This is a genomic window from Cyclobacterium plantarum (genome assembly GCF_011290685.1).
Lineage (GTDB): Bacteria > Bacteroidota > Bacteroidia > Cytophagales > Cyclobacteriaceae > Cyclobacterium > Cyclobacterium plantarum.
Genome location: NZ_JAANYN010000004.1, coordinates 16,292 through 35,412 on the forward strand (window position 1 = coordinate 16,292; position 19,121 = coordinate 35,412).

Annotated in this window: 17 protein-coding genes; all 17 read left to right on the top strand. The window is 42.7% G+C overall.

The genetic code is table 11. The features are described 5' to 3' along the window. Nucleotides 1-235 precede the first annotated feature (235 nt). A complete protein-coding gene (locus G9Q97_RS10385) occupies nucleotides 236-736 on the top strand; it encodes a pyridoxamine 5'-phosphate oxidase family protein (protein WP_166146574.1) in 501 nt (166 codons plus the stop codon). 352 nt (nucleotides 737-1,088) lie between these two features. Continuing rightward, a complete protein-coding gene (locus G9Q97_RS10390; protein WP_166146576.1) occupies nucleotides 1,089-3,428 on the top strand; it encodes a beta-N-acetylhexosaminidase family protein in 2,340 nt (779 codons plus the stop codon). Nucleotides 3,429-3,451: 23 nt separating this feature from the next. Continuing rightward, nucleotides 3,452-3,844, top strand: a complete 393-nt coding sequence (locus G9Q97_RS10395) for a PIN domain-containing protein (RefSeq protein WP_317168746.1) — start codon at nucleotides 3,452-3,454, stop codon at nucleotides 3,842-3,844. A gap of 140 nt (nucleotides 3,845-3,984) precedes the next feature. Next, on the top strand, nucleotides 3,985-5,268 hold the full coding sequence (locus tag G9Q97_RS10400) for a DUF2157 domain-containing protein (RefSeq protein ID WP_166146578.1): 1,284 nt from the start codon (nucleotides 3,985-3,987) through the stop codon (nucleotides 5,266-5,268). Then, nucleotides 5,261-5,842 carry a GDYXXLXY domain-containing protein gene (locus G9Q97_RS10405; RefSeq protein ID WP_166146580.1) on the top strand — a complete coding sequence of 194 codons (582 nt, stop codon included), beginning with the start codon at nucleotides 5,261-5,263 and terminating at the stop codon, nucleotides 5,840-5,842. The genes G9Q97_RS10400 and G9Q97_RS10405 overlap by 8 nt, the downstream gene beginning before the upstream one ends. Nucleotides 5,843-6,121: 279 nt before the next feature. Beyond that, the gene (locus G9Q97_RS10410) at nucleotides 6,122-6,601 is read left to right on the top strand and encodes a hypothetical protein (protein WP_166146582.1); all 480 of its coding nucleotides are present in this window, start codon (nucleotides 6,122-6,124) and stop codon (nucleotides 6,599-6,601) included. Between the two features lie 237 nt (nucleotides 6,602-6,838). Further along, the gene (locus G9Q97_RS10415; RefSeq protein WP_166146584.1) at nucleotides 6,839-7,255 is read left to right on the top strand and encodes a VOC family protein; all 417 of its coding nucleotides are present in this window, start codon (nucleotides 6,839-6,841) and stop codon (nucleotides 7,253-7,255) included. Between the two features lie 399 nt (nucleotides 7,256-7,654). Beyond that, complete coding sequence (locus G9Q97_RS10420; RefSeq protein WP_166146585.1) at nucleotides 7,655-7,918, top strand: hypothetical protein; 264 nt, start codon at nucleotides 7,655-7,657, stop codon at nucleotides 7,916-7,918. A gap of 38 nt (nucleotides 7,919-7,956) precedes the next feature. Then, on the top strand, nucleotides 7,957-8,433 hold the full coding sequence (locus G9Q97_RS10425) for a DinB family protein (protein ID WP_166146587.1): 477 nt from the start codon (nucleotides 7,957-7,959) through the stop codon (nucleotides 8,431-8,433). A gap of 94 nt (nucleotides 8,434-8,527) precedes the next feature. Next, nucleotides 8,528-10,156 carry a phage tail sheath family protein gene (locus G9Q97_RS10430; protein WP_166146589.1) on the top strand — a complete coding sequence of 543 codons (1,629 nt, stop codon included), beginning with the start codon at nucleotides 8,528-8,530 and terminating at the stop codon, nucleotides 10,154-10,156. 135 nt (nucleotides 10,157-10,291) lie between these two features. Continuing rightward, nucleotides 10,292-10,831 carry a PH domain-containing protein gene (locus G9Q97_RS10435; protein ID WP_166146591.1) on the top strand — a complete coding sequence of 180 codons (540 nt, stop codon included), beginning with the start codon at nucleotides 10,292-10,294 and terminating at the stop codon, nucleotides 10,829-10,831. A gap of 80 nt (nucleotides 10,832-10,911) precedes the next feature. Further along, nucleotides 10,912-11,580 carry a response regulator transcription factor gene (locus G9Q97_RS10440; RefSeq protein WP_166146593.1) on the top strand — a complete coding sequence of 223 codons (669 nt, stop codon included), beginning with the start codon at nucleotides 10,912-10,914 and terminating at the stop codon, nucleotides 11,578-11,580. Beyond that, nucleotides 11,577-12,947 (top strand): sensor histidine kinase, encoded by a 1,371-nt coding sequence (locus G9Q97_RS10445; RefSeq protein WP_166146595.1) that lies wholly within the window; start codon nucleotides 11,577-11,579, stop codon nucleotides 12,945-12,947. The genes G9Q97_RS10440 and G9Q97_RS10445 overlap by 4 nt, the downstream gene beginning before the upstream one ends. A gap of 201 nt (nucleotides 12,948-13,148) precedes the next feature. After that, a complete protein-coding gene (locus tag G9Q97_RS25385; RefSeq protein ID WP_394352988.1) occupies nucleotides 13,149-13,334 on the top strand; it encodes a VIT1/CCC1 transporter family protein in 186 nt (61 codons plus the stop codon). A 14-nt stretch (nucleotides 13,335-13,348) separates the two neighbouring features. After that, nucleotides 13,349-13,471, top strand: coding sequence for a hypothetical protein (locus G9Q97_RS25210; RefSeq protein ID WP_262889470.1), 123 nt, complete (start codon nucleotides 13,349-13,351; stop codon nucleotides 13,469-13,471). A gap of 93 nt (nucleotides 13,472-13,564) precedes the next feature. After that, nucleotides 13,565-17,896 (top strand): CusA/CzcA family heavy metal efflux RND transporter, encoded by a 4,332-nt coding sequence (locus tag G9Q97_RS10455; RefSeq protein ID WP_166146597.1) that lies wholly within the window; start codon nucleotides 13,565-13,567, stop codon nucleotides 17,894-17,896. A gap of 1 nt (nucleotide 17,897) precedes the next feature. Further along, nucleotides 17,898-19,088, top strand: coding sequence for an efflux RND transporter periplasmic adaptor subunit (locus G9Q97_RS10460; protein ID WP_166146599.1), 1,191 nt, complete (start codon nucleotides 17,898-17,900; stop codon nucleotides 19,086-19,088). The last annotated feature ends 33 nt before the right edge of the window (nucleotides 19,089-19,121 follow it).

The following is a 19,121-nucleotide window of genomic DNA, read 5'->3' on the forward strand; positions in this document are numbered from 1 at the left end:
TTTAGGTTCAGCTGTAATATTTCAGCGTGAATCCCTTTTGTAAACTTTTCAACTGTACGGTTAAAAATATCAAATTAAATGCCGCAATATACCTGAAGTATAAATCTATAATAGGCTATCCCAATATGGTTTTTGGAATGTGATTTGCACTAATTGTTACCGAAAGCCCAAGAGATGGTGCTTAAAACAATTCATTTTACATTGTTTTAAATAAGAACAAAAAAACTTAGCAAACATGTCAAGCCCGGAACACAAAAAATTAATTTGGGACCTTATCAAAGATATAAAAGTAGGTATGCTCGTCACACAAGACGAAAATGAAGACGGAGTTATGCGGGCTCGTCCAATGAGTCTCGTACAGGATGCGTATGACGGGAGCTTATTTTTTTATACACCGAAAAGTGATGCCAAAGCCTTTGAAATTGAGCAGGACAGGGATATCTGTCTGACCTTTAGCAACCCGAAAGACAATGTATATGTTTCCCTTTCTGGTAAAGCCAAAATTTCTGAAGATCAGAATTTAATCGATCGGTATTGGAATCCATGGGTAGCTGCCTGGTTTAAAAACGGGAAAAAAGACCCCGACCTGGGAATGCTTGTGGTAAAAATTAACAAAGGCGAGCACTGGGATTCAAAAAACAACAAGCTGGTCCAGCTTTTTGAGATTGCCAAATCAAGCCTGATAAAGTCGGAAACCCCCAATTTGGGTGAGAATGAAAAATTTGGAACGGAATAGCAATAGGATACTTACAGGTATAACAAAGCCTTTGGAATGATTTCCTGAGGCTTTTTTGTTCCACAAAAGCGGTATTGGAAATTTTCTGCCCTATGAGGGTAAATGATCAATTTTTTTATCCATTCTTTCAATCCTGTATAATACCGTCCATTCATATTTTGAATATTACCGGCCGTTGGTTACTTTCAACCGGGTGTAACCTTAATGGTTTTTTTACAAAAAAATTACGCTTCATCCTTGGTAGGATTTGTTGACTCTGGCGTATTATTTATTGGGGTGCACATTGGTGAGGACTTCCTTAGCCAAGAACACTGAAACACGATTTAAATACCAACGAAATTACTTTTACCTCATGGAAAATAAACTCACCATTTGGCTTTTGTGCATGATTTCGGCAACACTGCTGTCTTGCTCAGCCGAAGACCAAAAAACCCTGGACTTTTCAGAGGCTATCATTCTGATTTCGCCCCAAATCACCTCACCCTTGAAGGAAACCGCCGGAACTATTCTTGTAGAAGAAATCGAAAAACGCACCGGAACTTCGTTGAAAGTGAACCGTGAATGGGATTCAAATACCCGCATTGCCCTCGTCCTGGCTTCAGGTACCAGCCTCTTTGGAAAAGCCATTCCGTTCCGGAAGGGCTCCGGTGCTCCGGAACGGCAAAAAGAAGGTTACCGGATCTTTCATGAATCCAGCGAGGCCGGGAACACCCTGTGGGTGATAGGCGCAGATGCCCGAGGAATCTTTTATGGGATTGGCAAACTGCTGCGAACGGCCCGACTGAGCAAGGGAAAAATCAATTTGGATGCAGGCTTTGAATTTTCTGAATCCCCTCAATATGCGCTTCGCGGCCACCAGTTTGGTTACCGGAATACCGCCAACTCCTGGGATGCCTGGACAGTGGGGCAATTTGACCAGCATTTCAGGGAACAGGTGCTCTTTGGGGCCAATGCGTTTGAAAACATTCCCTTTCAGAAAGTGAATTCCAGCCCGCATTTCAAGGTGGACCCGCAAGTCATGGAAGTGGAGTTGAGCAAAATATGTGAAAAATACGGTGCTGATTATTGGGTTTGGACGCCGGCACCCCGGGACCTCAGCGAGCCAGGGGCATATCAGGAGGGCCTGGAGAAACAGAAAGACTTTTACGCCCGTTGTCCGCGATTAAATGCGGTATTTGTTCCGGGAGGAGACCCGGGCGAAAACCACCCTTCCGATCTGATACCTTACCTGGAGGATCTGTCAAAGATTCTGAAAGAATACCATCCGGAAGCGGGCATTTGGGTTTCTTTGCAGGGTTTTAACAAAGAGAAGGTAAGCTATTTTTTTGATTACCTGGAGAAGCATAGCCCAGATTGGCTGAAAGGGGTGGTATATGGCCCCAGCAGTCCGCCAATAGCCCTTGAAAGGGAACTTTTGCCGGAAAAATACATGCACAGGTTTTATCCCGATATTACCCATACCGTTCGCTGTCACTATCCCGTGGAAAACTGGGATCAGGCCTTTGCCCTGACCCTGGGAAGGGAACCCTGCAACCCCCAGCCAGAGATGTACAAACGGCTTTTTCAAAGGGACAGCCCCCATACTGATGGTTTTATTACGTATTCCGATGGTACCCATGACGATGTAAACAAAGTCATATGGAGCCAATTGGGATGGGATCCGGGGAAAGACCCTGCCACCATCCTTGCGGAATATACCCGTTTTTTCTTTGGTGCTGAGGTAGGAGAGGAGGCCGCCAGGGGAATATTCGCCTTGGAAGAAAATTGGGATGGTCCCATTTTGGAGAATCCAGCTATTGAAAAAACCCTGGCTTTGTGGAAGAGGCTTGAAGTTGCTTACCCCCAGCTGTCCGGCAATTGGCGCTGGCAGCAATTGCTGATGCGGGCCTATTACGATGCCTATATACGGGACCGGCTGGCCTTCGAAAAAAGCCTGGAGGCTGAAGCCTACGAAATCCTGGCCCAGGCAGATTCCATTGGAGCTGATCAGGCCATGTTCGAGGCCCTGCAACAACTGCAAAAAGCAGATACAGAGCCCGTTTCTCAGGACCTGAAGGAAAAGGTGCTCACTTACGGAGAAATGCTTTTCCAGAGCGTTGGGGCGCAAACCAGTGTGGAAAAGTACCGGGCAAGTGGTGCAGAAAGGGGTGCGATTTTGGATTTTATCGATTACCCGCTCAACAACCGTTGGTGGCTGGAAGACGAATTTGATAAAATACGCAATTTTGAATCTGAAGCGGAAAAATTGGCCCGGTTGGACTTTATCCGAACCTATGAATACCCGGGAGAAGGGAGCTTTTACGACAATATCTCAAGTGCAGATGCCCGGCACGTAACCTCCAAAACCGATGATGCCATCGGCTTTTTATGGGAAAACAACGGGACCAGCCGTAAGCGGCTTTCTACCCAGCTCTTTCAGTTTACGCCCACCCTGGACTACGATGAGTTGGATCCTGAATCCGATTACCTGATCCGCGTATCAGGCTTTGGTGAGGCCCTTTTGCGGGCCAATGGACAACGGCTTACACCTACCAGGTACGAGAAGGGCTATGAGGAATTTAAGGAATTCCCACTTCCAAGGGAGCTGATCAGCGAAGGCAAACTAAAAATAAGTTTTGACAAACCCGATGAGGAGCACCTGAACTGGCGGCAGCAGTCACGGGTAACGGACGTTTGGGTGATCAAACAATAAATGGTAAGTGAACCATTTCAGATGTGGTAATCGATTTTTTCACGGATCGAGATCCATTTGCGAATCCGGCAAGTGAAATTTTTGATTTAAATGAACGAGGTAAGTTTCAGCTTTTCATTTCAGGGGTTAGTATTAATAACATTTATTACATTGTAAGGAAATACCTGGACCACAAAAGAGCCATACTCATAATTGAGGAACTCACAGCAATGATTCAAATAGCAGGAACAACCCGTATTGAAATCGTTCAAGCATTAAAAAATAATTTTAAGGATTTTGAAGATTCAATTCAATACTCCACTGCTTTGACAATAGAGGGAATAGAGGCGATACTTACCCGCAATGTAAAAGATTATTCAAAGGCGGAAATCGCAGTATTTACTCCGGGAAATTATTTAAAGTCAAGAGAAAGCTAATACAGACTGTCTGCTATGCTTCTATCGTTGATTGTCGGGCAGCCCATTCATAAACTGAGAGGTAATTAAAATCGTCGTATTTATGTTTGAAGCATCCGTTGTTGCAAGATGATGTAACGATATGGAAATATAACTAGAAGATGAACCTGGTAAAAGACATTCCCGAACTTATAAATGCTGGCGTGATTTCTCCCGAAACAGCAGGCAAAATCCGGGATTATTATGGGGAAAAAGGAGGACAGTCAACCAATCGGCTATTCGTCGTTTTTGGGATATTAGGTGCCATATTGGTGGGACTTGGAATTATCTTATTACTGGCGCACAACTGGGATGAATTTTCACGAACCGCAAAAACATGTTGGGCCTTTCTTCCACTGCTCATTGGACAGGTACTGTGTGGATTCGTGTTAATTAAAAAACCAGAAAGTGTCGCCTGGAGAGAAAGCGGTACTGCTTTTTTGTTTTTTGCTGTTGGAGCAAGCATTTCGCTCGTTAGTCAAATATACCACATGCCGGGAGATTTGGGCTTATTCCTGCTCACCTGGATGCTGCTTTGCCTCCCATTGATATATGTGATGAAATCTTCCATCGCTTCATTACTTTACCTGATAGGAATTACCTGCTATGCGGCTGAGACGAGCTATTGGACATACCCTGCAACCGAATCTTATTCCTACTGGATACTACTACTGACCATCCTTCCTCATTATAACCTGTTGAGCAAGACAAATCCCGAAAGTAATTTCATGGTTTTCCACAATTGGATCATTCCGCTTTCTGTGGTAATTGCGCTGGGGACTGTTGCAGGCCAAACAGATGAACTTATGGTCCCTGCCTATTTCAGCCTTTTTGGGTTAATTTATTTAATAGGGGAATTGGATTTTTTTACCCGGCAAAGGCCGGCAAACAATGGGTACAAGGTGTTGGGTTTGGTTGGGACCATTGTAATGCTGCTAACATTTAGTTTTGATTGGTTCTGGGAGCACTTGAGGAAAGAAGATTTTCCATGGAATGAAGTATTCACATCACCTGAATTTCTGGCAGCTTTTCTACTCACCCTATCAGGAATTGGCCTCCTTGTAATTAACCTGAAAAACAGCTCCCTGACGGACATTAAGCCAATAGGGGTAGTTTTTTTGTTGTTCATTGTCATTTTCATTATTGGGCTATCTTCCTCCCTGTCAGTAGTGCTGGTCAATATACTTGTTTTTGCAATTGGTATGTTAACCATCAGAGATGGTGCCAGGCGGAACAACTTGGGGATTTTGAACCTGGGTTTGCTAATTATTGCTGCTTTGGTGGTTTGTAGGTTCTTTGATACAAATTTAAGCTTTATCATAAGAGGGGGCTTATTTGTGTCCGTTGGCATTGGCTTTATGGCAACAAATTACTGGATGCTTAAAAAGAGAAATCCAAATGGCTAACAAAAAGAAAACATTGCCTGTATTTGTTTTACTTGCCCTCTTGCAGCTTTATGTGCCGGCCAAAATGATACTTGACAGGGAAGACATATTGCATTCAGGGAAGGAATATAAATTCAAAACCCAGCCAATTGATCCCAATGACCCATTTAGGGGGAAATTCATAGCGCTTTATTACGAAGAAGCGGTGGTTGAGATTCAAAGCGAAGCGGATTGGCTGCCTGGCGAAAGGATTTTTGTAATTCTGACAACAGACAAGGACGGTTTTGCAAAAGCCCATGGTCTTTCGAAGGAATACCCGGCTGACAATCAGGATTTTTTGAAGGCCAGGGTGGGCTGGGTCACGGATAATGGGACGAACATGCTAACTATTGAATACCCATTCGACAGGTATTACATGGAAGAATCTAAGGCGTATGATGCTGAATTGGCCTACCTCGAATCACAAGTGGACTCAACCCAGACAGCCTATGCGGTAGTTGGAATCAAAGAGGGAGAGGCTGTTTTAAAAGAAGTATTGATCAATGAAGTCCCTATAGAGGAAATTGTATTAAATAAGCGGAAAAATCAAAAATAGTCTTTTACTGGCACTCGACTTCCTTTTGGCAGGGCGTTGGATTGTGGTCTAAATTCAATAATTAATTTTTAGCAAATTAATCAAGGGAAGATCAAAATGGTATCTACTTTACAATGTACAATCAATCCCCCAATGGCAAACCGGTAATTTTATCAGGACTTTTGCTTGGATCCAAAAGCATTTTTGATATTTATATTATAAGGAAATGGTTGAATATCACCTTTTTGGGAAATTTTATTTAGTTTTGGATTATTCAATATTTATTTTTGACGCATAATTATGGATACTAATCAACTAATGGAAATTCAAAATTACTTTGCCAATAAGCAGAGGGATTGTCTTATTCAAAAAGCCGCCTACGAAAAATGGTTAAATGTAGTTACCCCATTCAGGTGGTTTGCCATAATTATCGGGGTGGTTTTGCCTGCCTTTTTGGGCGTAACTATTTTTGTGGATAGTGGATGGGTAAATCCAGATAATTGGAAGATAATTTGTTCTACGATATTGTTACTTTCTTCCATTGTTTCAGGTTTACATACCGGCCTTCAATTTGACAGTCACCAACAGGAGTGTATAAGGTTGAGCAAGCAATATGAATCACTGGCGCATAAATTTGAACTTGCGCGTATTGCCGACAATGAAGAAATATATTCCCAAAAAAAGAACCTGAGTGAGAAATATACAGACTTAATAGAAAACACCCTCACTACACCGGCGAATTGGTGTCTGAGGCGTGCAAAAAAAGAGGCGGCACTGTAAAACTATATATCAATTTTCAGTAACGACAAAAACAAACCTTTAGATAATTCGGCAATATTTTTATCCGTTGAAGTTTCGGATGTTGACAATTTAAATGAAAGAGCCAAAAGCCAAAAAATTGAACTTGTGTACCCTGATTACAAACGAAAATTGGGGAGTCATACGCTTTTTTGTAAAGGACCCCAATGGAATAACAATTAATTTATTAACCCATACTTAATAAAAAATTGCATCAATATGAAACCTAAAAAAATTTGGGCAAATCTTGGAGTAAAAGACATCGATAGGACACAAGAATTTTACCTGTCGTTAGGATTTAAGTTAAATGGCAATCCTACAGAAAACCTTGTGAGCTTCCTGTTTGGTAGTGGTGATTTTGTAATTCACTTTTTTGAAAAGGAAAAATTAAAAACAAGTCTGGAAGGGGAAATATCTGATTTGAGTCAAGGAAATGAGATTATGTTTTCCCTTTCAGCTGAAAGTAAGAATGAATTTGACACTTGGATAACCGAAATAGAAAGAGCAGGTGGAACTATTCTATTTAACTCTAACAAAGACAGGAAAGAATTTTACGATAAAAATGGATTTTACGTGTGCGTTTTCACCGATCCAGACGGTCACAAATTCAATCTGCTTTACAGCGACAATATGTAGAAGTAATAAAAAGTCAATTGCCAATAGCCAAGCATGCTGACGGTTTGAAATGCAGGAGAACCGGGAAAAATAACCTTTTCAGCCGATCTATTTAATAATCCCGAACGAATAAAGTTTCTAAAACCAGGAGATATATCATCCTAAATCCTTAATTTAAGTTCCCAAATAATGTCATGTTCCTTATACATGCCAATCCTCCTCCAAAAGGTAGCTGAATATATGCCATGACTTTCTTATCTCCGTATTATACTTGTGAAGATTTTTCAATCAAATATCGACAAATACAGCAAATCAATACACTATTTAGAGAAAGTATTGCAAAGGCTTTCTTTTTCTAGGGCAATATTTTTTGTGAGCTCTCTTGTTGTTATTACCATTCTTGCAAATGCACGGTTATTGATGTCAGTATGGATTGCTGTTCCTATTGGTATAATTGGATTTGTATTTTTACTCCTCCGTTATAACAGGGTAAAAAATCTTAAGGTAACCAGTACTTCTTTAAAGAAAATCAATGAAGATGAGCTCTTAAAACTTGAAAACAACTTGGAAAGCTTCCCTACCGGAGGCTCCTATCAGATAGAAGGACATGCATATGTTACAGATTTGGATGTTTTTGGGTCCCATTCACTATTCCAGGGAGATTTTGAGTACAGCGGTATTTAGGTCTACGTTTCTGATTAATCGAACTAAGTTTATTTCTTATGCCCTTAAACAATGCCGAAACACAAGTCCTGCGCCAACACCTGATCGAGTCACTGAGCGGTGTGAAAGCCCATATTACTTTCGATCAGGTTGTGGTCGATTTTCCCTTGGATGCCATCAATAGAAAGGTGGCTGGAATTCCCCATTCCCCCTGGGACCTGGTGGAACACATGCGCCTCGCTCAGCGGGATATCATCGACTTTATTCAAAATCCCAACTACCGGGAAATGAAATGGCCGGATGACTATTGGCCAAATGCTGAAACGGATACTAAAACCTGGAATGAATCCATTGTAGGTTTTATGGCTGACCGCAACACATTGATCCGATTGATTGAGGACAATTCAATCAACCTATTTGCCCCGATTGCCCATGTTCCGGATTATACGATATTTCGGGAGATCATCATCATGGCCAATCACCATTCCTACCACACCGGTCAATTACTTTACCACAAAAGGGTTTTTAAAAGTTAGCTTAAATAAGGAAAATCAAGCATATTTCCACACCTGATATTTACCTGCTTAATGGTTAAAATGGGTAACTTGGCCTGCACTTAACCTTAAACTAATGGAAAAAATTAAAAAACCTGGGGTATACATTGTAGAGGAAAACGCTTTCCCCTCTTCAGTGGTGGAAGTTGCAACAGCAATTCCTGCATTTATAGGGTATACTGAAAAAATTCCGGCTGCGGGTGCAGACGGCCTCCTCCGGATCAGCTCGTTAAGGGAATTTGAGCGGTGGTTTGGTGGTCCGGCAGACTATCGGTTTCGAATGCGTAAAGCTACTGGGGAAGGGGAGAAATCCCGAAGTGAAGCGGACAAAAAAGAGGAAAGGGGTGAAAAGCTAGCTAAGTTTGATATGCACCTGGACCTGATAGGTGACAAGGAAGCCTATTCTGTGAGTCGGGTCGGAACCGTCTTCAGGCTGTATGAAGCTATGCGATTCTTTTTTCAGAATGGTGGGGGAGCTTGCTATATCATTTCTGTGGGTGATTATAAGGATCAGATTAGGGAAGAAAGGCTCGCAGACGGACTCCGTAGGCTGGAAAATGAACCTGAACCCACCCTGGTACTGCTTCCCGATGCCGTATCTCTGGATACAGCCGAGGCATTTTATAGCCTGTGCCGAAAGGTAATCGCCCATTGCGGGCAGATGGGCAACCGGATGGCCATTTTGGATGTGTATCAAGGCTACAAAGCCTTTCAAAATCCTGCGGGCGGGAAGTCCGTAGTGGATCGGTTCAGGGAAGGGGTAGGAACCGAATCACTAAGTTATGCAGCGGCCTATTATCCCTGGTTGGAAACAACGATTGTGCAGGAATCAGAATTGTCATTTCAAAATCTGACGGATGATAGCCTGGCACTGCTGGTTGAAATGATCAGTGGAGAACTTGCGCTAACCGATCATCCCGAAAATGAATCAAAAGGCGAAGCCGTTCGAAAGGAGCGGGTTTTATCCCTGGTAAAACAACTTCCCGATTATACATCAGCTGTCGTGAATAGCTGGGACGATGCCCCGGATACTTCCGGCAAATTATCTCCCGCTAACCTGCACCGCACGCTTTTGGCGATGAGTCAGTCGTATAAAGCATTAATGGGATTTCTGCAAAAATACCTGAATCAACTGCCACCTGCGGCCGCAATGGCCGGGTTGTACACGTTGGTGGATTCCACGAGTGGGGTTTGGAAAGCCCCCGCCAATCTTTCCTTGAATTCCGTCATTGCTCCATCTGTACCCATTTCCACAGAAGAGCAGGAATACCTCAATACCCCCTTGGACGGAAAAGCGGTCAATGCCATACGCTCCTTTCTGGGAGAAGGCGTGCTGGTATGGGGGGCGCGCACATTGGATGGAAACAGCAACGACTGGCGTTACATTCCTGTGCGTCGGACGGTGATTGTGCTCGAACAGTCGATGGTGTTAGCCGTCAAAGCCTACACCTTTGAACCCAATCAGGCTGCTACCTGGATTACTGTCAAATCCATGGTGGAAAATTACCTGACACAGCAGTGGAAAATGGGAGCTTTGGCCGGAGCCAGCTCATCGGACGCTTTCTCGGTACGGGTGGGCTTGGAAGAAACGATGACAGTTGAGGATATTTCAAAAGGGATCATGCGGGTAAGGGTTTTGGTCGCTGTGATCCGACCAGCTGAATTTATTGAAATCACCTTTGAGCAAGCCATGCAAAAGGCTTAAAGGATCCTGATGGCTGGATTGAAGCAAACTGGAGCCCGTTCCATCTAAAAAGGCTACTTGAAAGCAAGCTTGGCCAAAACACCACCCAGAGGGTTGATGATAGCGCATGTGAACGATAGTAAATGACAATAGAAATTGAGAACAGATTGGAAATATCGCTTGGTGCTTGCTTTTCAAATGGGAGTATTATACACCCTTGCAATTTGGGCAATGGACTATTTTTCCGAAGCGCAAGAGATGGATTCGCTGCAAAGTTTATTGTTCAGGGGGCTGTTTTTCGGTATTACTTTTAGTCTGGTATTTCCTTACCTTTTTAATGGATTAGCTGGAAAAGTATTCGCCAAAATGGGTACAAACATTAATCCGATGCTGGAGGTAATGGAAAAAATTGAAAAGGAGGCACCCGCTACCTTATTTAAAAGGCTGGAAGGTGTTGGAGGAAAGCTGTTTTTGACAAATAAAAGAGTTATTTTTAAGTCTCACCAATTGAATATCCAACGGGGACAAACGGATATAGACTTCACATCGATCATCGGGATCGAAAAGAGAATGGTGAATAAATGGGGAAATGCGCGTCTCGTTATCCGGACGAAAGCCGGTAAGGAATATCAATTGGTCGTTTATGAGCCAGAGCTTTGGAAGAAGGAAATATATGAAAGAATAACCTTGCAGTAAAAAGCAGCTGGTTGGAATTTTAAGCATTTCTTAAGATTCATTTAATGGATACTTAAGCGGGTAAAATCGATATTTGGTAGATGAGAATTTTGATAGTTGAAGACGAGCAGGGAATTGCGGCTTTTCTCAAGCAAGGATTAGAGGAAGAGTCTTTTGCAGTGGATGTGGCCGATGAGGGTAAATCGGGCCTTAGGTTGGCTTTATCAGGAGAATACGATATCCTTTTGTTAGACTGGATGCTCCCGGGATTAAGCGGGATTGAAATTTGCAGGCAGTTTAGGAAAGAATTTCCAACCACTCCTGTCATTTTCCTTACCGCCAAGGACACGCTTGACGAAACCTTATTTGGTTTGCAGTCTGGGGCAAATGATTACATTAAAAAGCCCTTTCATTTTGAAGAAATTTTGGAGCGAATCAAAGTGCAATTAAGGCCAAAGATGGGGGAGCACTCTCTTTTTACCTTGGGAATCATTACGTTAAATACGGAAACCCATCAGGTTTTTAAAGGAAAGGAAGAAATTAATCTCACCCAGAAGGAATTTGCATTATTGGAATACCTCATCCGCAACAAAGGCAAAGTATGCCGAAGAAGCCGCATTATCGAAAGTGTGTGGGATATCCACTTCGAATACAATTCGGGTGTTATCGACGTATACATCAACGCATTGCGAAAGAAACTTTCATTATCCGATGAAGAAAATTACATTCAGACCATCCGTGGTGTAGGTTACATCGCAAAAGAAATATGAACCTAAGCTTCAAAAATAGAATAGCCCTGCATTATATGGTGGCGACAGCCATCATCATGGCAGTTGTTTTTGGCACCATCTTTTTGATTGTCAAGAGCACAGTAATACAAAACCTGGACAATGACTTATCCTATGAAGCAGAAAAACATCTGAACGAAATAGAATTCGTTGAGGATAGCATTCAATTTATCAATAAGGAAGAATGGCGAGAGCGTGAGCATACAGAGACCCAGGTAAACCCAGTATTTATTCAGTTGAATGACAAACAGGGATTGGTAATGGATAGATCTCCCAACCTGAAGCAAGATTTTTTAATTTTTAAGGGGGACACGGATGGAGGGCATTATAATGCCGAACTCACGGATAAACTGATAAGGCAAGTTCAATTGCCAATAAAAGATAAAGGCGAAACTAGAGGATATATTATTGCGGCCATTTCCTCCGAATCTGCCTTTTCTGTCATTACAAGATTAAGAAATGTATTATTAGCTTCCTATTTCGTGATTTTGATAGGCTTGTATTATGTATCCCGATTTTTAGCTGGAAGAAGTATGAGTCCTATTCAGGAAATGACACGTACCATCACCCATATCACTCAAAACAACCTGAATGAAAGAGTAACATTGCCTAAAAATCAGGATGAAATTTTCTTCCTTTCTTCCAGCTTCAATGACTTACTGAAGCGTATTGAAAAGGCCATTGAAAAGGAAAAGCAATTTACTTCGGATGCATCTCATGAACTCAGGACCCCACTTGCCACCTTGCGGGGTACCCTGGAGGTGCTGATCAGGAAGCCAAGATCCCAACAGGAGTACGAAGAAAAGATACTTTACAGTCTTGAAGAAATAGACCGAATGACGGCCACCTTGGAGCAACTCCTGATGTTGGCCCGCTTAGAAACATCTGCAGGAAGCAAAAAGGATTCCTTTATCCCTATTTCAACGCTCCTTGAAGAATCTATATCGCGGTTTAAAAACCTGATCAAAGAGAAAAAATTGAAAATAAACCTAAGCATCAATCAATCCGAAAAAGCACTTTTGCCTCATTTCTACAGCAATATCATCGTGGACAATATCCTTAACAATGCTATTAAATATTCGAATAATGGGGGGACGATAAGTATCGGTGTGGATTATGTCGGCGGTCGAATCATCTGTAATGTTACGGATGAAGGAATCGGAATTAAAGAGGAGGATTTAAACAATATTTACGACAGTTTCTATCGATCTGATGCCTTAAATCACAGGCAAATTCAGGGAAATGGTCTGGGACTGGCTATAGCAAAGAAATGTGCCAATGCCATTCAAGCTGAATTGAATGTTAGCAGCACCTACGGTCAGGGCACCAATGTGATGATTACTTTTTAACTTAATTTGTCTGGATGAAATCGACAGGATTAAAATCATCATTAAACACACAGGGCAATGATTATTTTAATTGTCAAAGATTCCATAGCCTGCCCCGACTAATCGGGGTGACCATTAGGAAACAATTATAGACACATGAAAGAATAAATCCGTGGAAATCCAAAAAAACTACCTTCTCTGTCACCGTAAATGGATCGCATGATGAGAAATCCGAAAAACAATTACCTGGACAATCACTACATTCATAGAAGTAACTGGCTTAGGGCAGCTGTCTTGGCTGCTAATGATGGTATCTTGTCAACTGCAAGTCTTGCAATCGGCGTAGCTGCAGCAAGTGATTTGAGGGATCCGATTATTATTTATATGGATTCGCGCTCCTTTTTCTAATACTACTAGGTGTATTGGCAGCGAAGGCTGGAGGGTCCAATATCACCAAAGCCATTATTAGAATTACTTTTTGGGGCACGGTGGCCATGGGTATTTCCGCTTTAGTTGGCTACTTCCTGGGAGAAGGACTAAAATAAATACCATTCTTAAGCCAATCTTAAGAAAGTCTTGAGAAAGGCTTTAGGACTGGTCGGCTACATTTGGTAAGTAATACCAAATGCAGCCCATCAATGTTAGAGAAGATCATACAATACAGTATTCACCACAAACTGATCGTGCTTTTATTCTCAGCCGGAGTGATCGCTTTTGGAATTTATTCCCTTACTGAGATTCCCATTGGAGCTGTTCCGGATGTCACCAACAATCAGGTGCAAATCATCACCACGTCGCGAAATTTGGCTACTGAAGACGTGGAGAAATTCCTTACCTATCCGGTAGAGTTGGAAATGGCCAACCTGCCCAATGTGAAAGAAATAAGATCCATTTCTAAGTTTGGGCTCTCCGTGGTAACGGTGGTTTTTGATGATAAAATTGGCACCTATCTTCCCCGACAACTCATCGCTGAAAAAATAAAGGCAGCCGAAGATAAAATTCCTGCCGGATTTGGAAAACCTTTCATGGGGCCTATCACCACTGGCCTGGGTGAGATTTATCAGTATGTCATTGAGGTGGATTCGGCACATCGTGACCGGTATTCATTAGCGGATATGCGTACCATACAAGATTGGGTGGTCAGGCGTCGACTTTCCGGCATACCGGGAGTGGTAGAGGTAAATACCTGGGGCGGTCATCTCAAACAGTACGAAGTGGCGCTCAATCCGGAAAAACTCCGGAGTTTGAATATCTCTATTTCCCAGGCCTTTTCGGCATTGGAAAAAAACAATAGCGTGGCCGGAGGGGGCTACATTGAAAAAACCAACCAAACTTATTTTATCAGAGGGGAAGGCATGGTAAGCTCCCTGGAAGATATAGAAAACATCGTGGTTGAAAACCGAAAAGGTACCCCCGTTTTTATTAAAGACGTCGCGACCGTAGGTTTTGGACATGCCACCCGATTTGGTGCCATAACGGGCAATGGAGAAGGAGAAAAAGTGTTGGGGCAAGTGATGATGCTCAAAGGAGCCAACTCAAAAGCAACCATAGAGGCAGTAAAAGAAAGAGTTGCCGAGATATCGGCTGCCCTACCTCAGGGTATCCGTATCAATCCCTTTTTGGAGCGAAGTGAGCTTATCGGTAAAACTACCTTTACTATAGCCGAAAATCTGATTTTAGGTTGTTTAATCGTGATTTTTGTCGTGGTGCTGCTGCTTGGCAATATACGGTCCGGCCTGGTGGTAGCATCCGTCATTCCAATGTGTTTGCTTTTTGCTTTATCCCTCATGTATATCTTCGGAGTGGATGCCAACCTGATGAGTCTGGGAGCCATTGACTTTGGAATTATCATAGATGGTGCGGTGATTATAGTAGAATTCATAGCCTACAAAATAACGGCAGAGAGGTCCACATTGATGGCATTGCCCAAAGGAGAAAAACAAAATTACATAGATAAAATTACCCATCATGGTGCCAGCAAAATGATGCACTCTGCTGTATTTGGTCAGCTTATTATCATCATTGTGTTCATTCCCATTCTCTCGTTGGTGGGCGTGGAAGGAAAAATGTTCAGGCCAATGGCCATGGTATTTTCGTTTGCATTGATTGGAGCGATGATCATGTGTTTTACTTACGTACCCGTAATGGCTTCTTTGTTTATTAAGCCATCTGACCCTGACAAAAAAACAATTTCCTCCCGCCTCATCACTTTTTTGGAAAACAAGTACAGACCAACCATGGCCTGGGCACTTCGGGAGAAAAAAATCGTTTTGAGCTTATCAGCTGCCTTGATGATTGTAGTTGGCATTCTCTTTAGTCGCATGGGAGGTGAATTTGTACCTACACTGGACGAAGGTGATTTTGTTATCCAACCCGTACTTAAAACAGGCACTTCCTTAACCAATACGATTAAAGCCACTACCCGTATGGAAAAGATCCTTTTGCAATTTCCTGAGGTAAAGCAGGTTGTGAGTAGGATTGGAGCGGCCGAAGTACCCACGGACCCCATGTCTATGGAAGAAAGTGATGTTATAATCAAACTGATTCCAAAAGGCGAATGGGTTTCAGCCGAAAGCAAGGACCAGTTAGCTAATAAATTTAAGGAAGCACTTTCAGCCGAAATCCCAGGGGTGGACTTTGAGTTTACCCAACCTATCGAAATGCGCTTCAATGAATTGATCACCGGAGTGCGTGCCGATTTGGCCATTAAAATTTTTGGTGAGGACCTGGACATTCTTTACAACAAGGCCCTGGAGGTGGAAAAGGCCATTCAACATATCGAAGGTGCAGCCGATATTATCGTCGAGAAAGTGGCGGGTCTCCCACAGATGTCGGTGAATTATAACCGGCAAATGATTGCAAAATATGGGATGAATGTGAATGAACTCAACAGCATCATCACCATGGGTTTTGCCGGGAAAGCTGCCGGAACCGTATTTGAAGGTGAAAAGCAATTTGATTTAGTGGTTCGTTTTGATCAGGAACACCACCGGGATTTGGAGGATATTGAAATGGCGACCGTCCAGCTACCAAATGGAAACCAGGTTCCTCTCAGTGAATTTGCAACTGTCAGTTATACCACGGGGCCAGCTAAAATTTCGAGAGACGATACGAAACGGAGGATTGTGGTTGGGGTAAACGTACGGGGCCGGGATTTAGAATCGGTGGTGAAAGACGTGCAGCAGGTCATCAATAGCAAGATTGATTTACCAATTGGCTACACGGTGGAATATGGAGGTCAGTTTGAAAACCTGAGAACTGCCAGAGACCGTTTAATGGTGGCAGTACCCATAGCCCTTATTTTAATATTTATCCTTCTCTATTTTGCCTTTAATTCGGTGAAAGAAGCCCTTATAATTTACAGTGCCATTCCCATGTCAGCCGTGGGTGGGGTCATCCTGTTGTACATTAGGGATATGCCATTCAGTATTTCAGCAGGGGTTGGATTTATCGCACTCTTTGGGATCGCTGTACTGAATGGGATCGTCCTGATTGAAGAGTTTAAAGACCTAAAGGCGCAGGGCATCCAGGACATCAACAGACGGATTTTGATGGGTACCAGGAACCGGTTACGACCGGTACTACTCACGGCATCGGCCGCAGCATTGGGTTTTTTGCCCATGGCCATTTCCACTTCCGCCGGAGCAGAGGTGCAAAGGCCCTTGGCTACCGTAGTGGTAGGAGGACTAATATCAGCAACCGCACTTACCTTGGTGGTATTACCCGTTCTTTACGCTTTGTTTGATAGGAAAGGGCATTTTCCAAAAGTAAAGTCAACAGTACAAGGCATGGTGATCTTGCTTTTTCTAGGCCTTCCTGCATTTGGATACGGTCAGGGTGAAAAAATTTCGGCCAATCAGGCAGTGGAAATTGCCTTAGAAAATAATAGGGGTTTACAAGCATCTTATCAACGGGTAGAGCAAAGTAAGCAATTGTTGGGAAGTGCCATTGACATTGGTAAAACGGAGTTTTATTATAATAAAGATGAGAACAATATAGCCCCCAATGATTTGGCGCTCAATGTTTGGGGAATTAGTCAATCAATAAAATTCCCCACTGTTTACGGTTCACAGCGGAATGTGATGAAAGGTGAAATCCAATTGGCTACTGACCAAAATGCCATGGATAACTATCTGGTAACCAAGGAGGTGTTGAAAGCCTACCACGAAATCGTCTATTGGCAGGAGATGCTTACTAATTTCAGCTACCTGGATAGTCTGTACAATACCTTTGAGCATGCTGCTAATAGGAAATTTGAGCAAGGAGAGTCCAATTACCTGGAGAAATTAACCGCTGAGACTAAAAGTAAGGAAATTTCTATCCAGCTACGGCAGATTCAGGAGAGCCGCCAAAAAGCGCGCATTAGGTTGAACAAATGGCTTCAATCAAGCTCGGAATACACGGCCATCAGTCAATCACTTACCCGGTTGGAATTAAAACCGATGGATACACTAAGCCATCCTGCACTTCAATACTATTCGGATGCTTTAACACTTGCCGACAGAAAAATTAATCTGGAAAAACAGCAACTGCTGCCAGATTTGAAAGCTTCTGTTTTCAGGGGTATCAATAGCGGAACAGGGATTCAAACCTATCCAGGCTTTCAGGTAGGTATTGGGATACCATTATGGTTTGGTGCACAAAAGTCTAAAATAGACGCTGCTAAAACGGGGGCTTCCATTCTGGAATCCCAATCCGAAAATTATAAAATGCAGCTGATTTCGCAATATCGGTCGCTTCGTTCAGACTTGAGAAAATATGAAGAGGGGATCAACTATTACCACATGTCAGGGAAAAAGCTTTCCGAAGAAACCCTTATCCATGCCACAAAAGCCTTTCAAAACGGTGAAATTGATTTTCTCCAGTACGTCCAATTGCTGGAAAATGCAACAACGATTGAAACAAACTATTTGAGCACCCTTTTTCAGTACAACATGACAGTACTGGAAGCGAACTACTTAATGAATTAATATGAACTTCGCATACCTAAAAACCAGAAGTAATCACCCTATAAACCGGCCTGCCTTTGGCTTCTGGATCATTTCGGTTATCGTTGGGCTTTCTTCCTGTTCTTCCAGTTCGGATCCGGAAGTGGCTTCCAATGTTGCCCAGGAATCGTCTGGGGTGGAAACTTATGAGATTTCTACAACTCAATTTCAGTCCTCCAACATGACTTTGGGAACCATGGAAAAGGTGCCCTTCCATGAAGTGGTAAAAGCCAAAGGCATGATTGATGTACCGCCCGAAAACCGTGCCGCGGTAAGCAGTTATTTTGGTGGGACGGTGAAAGAAATCCGTTTATTGCCAGGCCAAAGTGTGAAAAAAGGGCAAGAGCTTTTCGTTCTCGAAAATCCGGATTATGTACAGATTCAACAGGATTTTCTGGAAGCAAAGGGGCAATTGGCCTATCTCCAATCGGACTATGAGCGACAGAAAAACCTGGTTCAGGACAGTATCAGTTCTCAAAAGAAATTTCTTAAAGCTGAATCTGACTACACGGTTACGAGAGCCAGAGTAGCATCTTTAGGCAAAAAATTGGCGCTTATGAACATCGATCCCAGTACCTTCACCATAGAAAACATCCGCACCAGCCTTTCTGTACGATCTCCTATAAGTGGGTATGTGACGGAAGTGGCCATTTCAAAGGGGGCTTTCCTGACTCCATCACAAATGGCCGTTACCATAGTCAATACAGACCACGTTCACCTGGAAATGAACGTGTTTGAGAAGGACCTGGCAAAAATAAGTGTTGGACAACCCATTCGTTTCAGGATTCAGGAAGACAATAGTAAAGAATATGAAGCATTCATTTACTTAATCAGTAAAACCATTGACCCGGAAGAAAGGACTTTGGGGATTCATGGGCATTTAGTGGACGAAAAACTTGCGGAAAGATTCAATCCCGGTATGTATGTCGAAGCGGTTATTTATACTACCTCAGAAGAAAAATGGGCATTGCCCAAAGATGCGTTGGTTGAAATCGAGGGATACTTTTATGTTTTAACACTTCAAAATAGTCCGGAAACAGGCTATACGCTAATTAAAAGGGAAGTCAAAACTGGCCTTTCCAATAGTAGCCATGTTGAAATCTTAGATTCCCCGGGTCTGGATGAAACCACCAAATTCCTTCTTAACGGAACATTTAATCTTATTAAAGAATAGTGATGTGTAAAGGATATTTTCACTTAGGTAAAT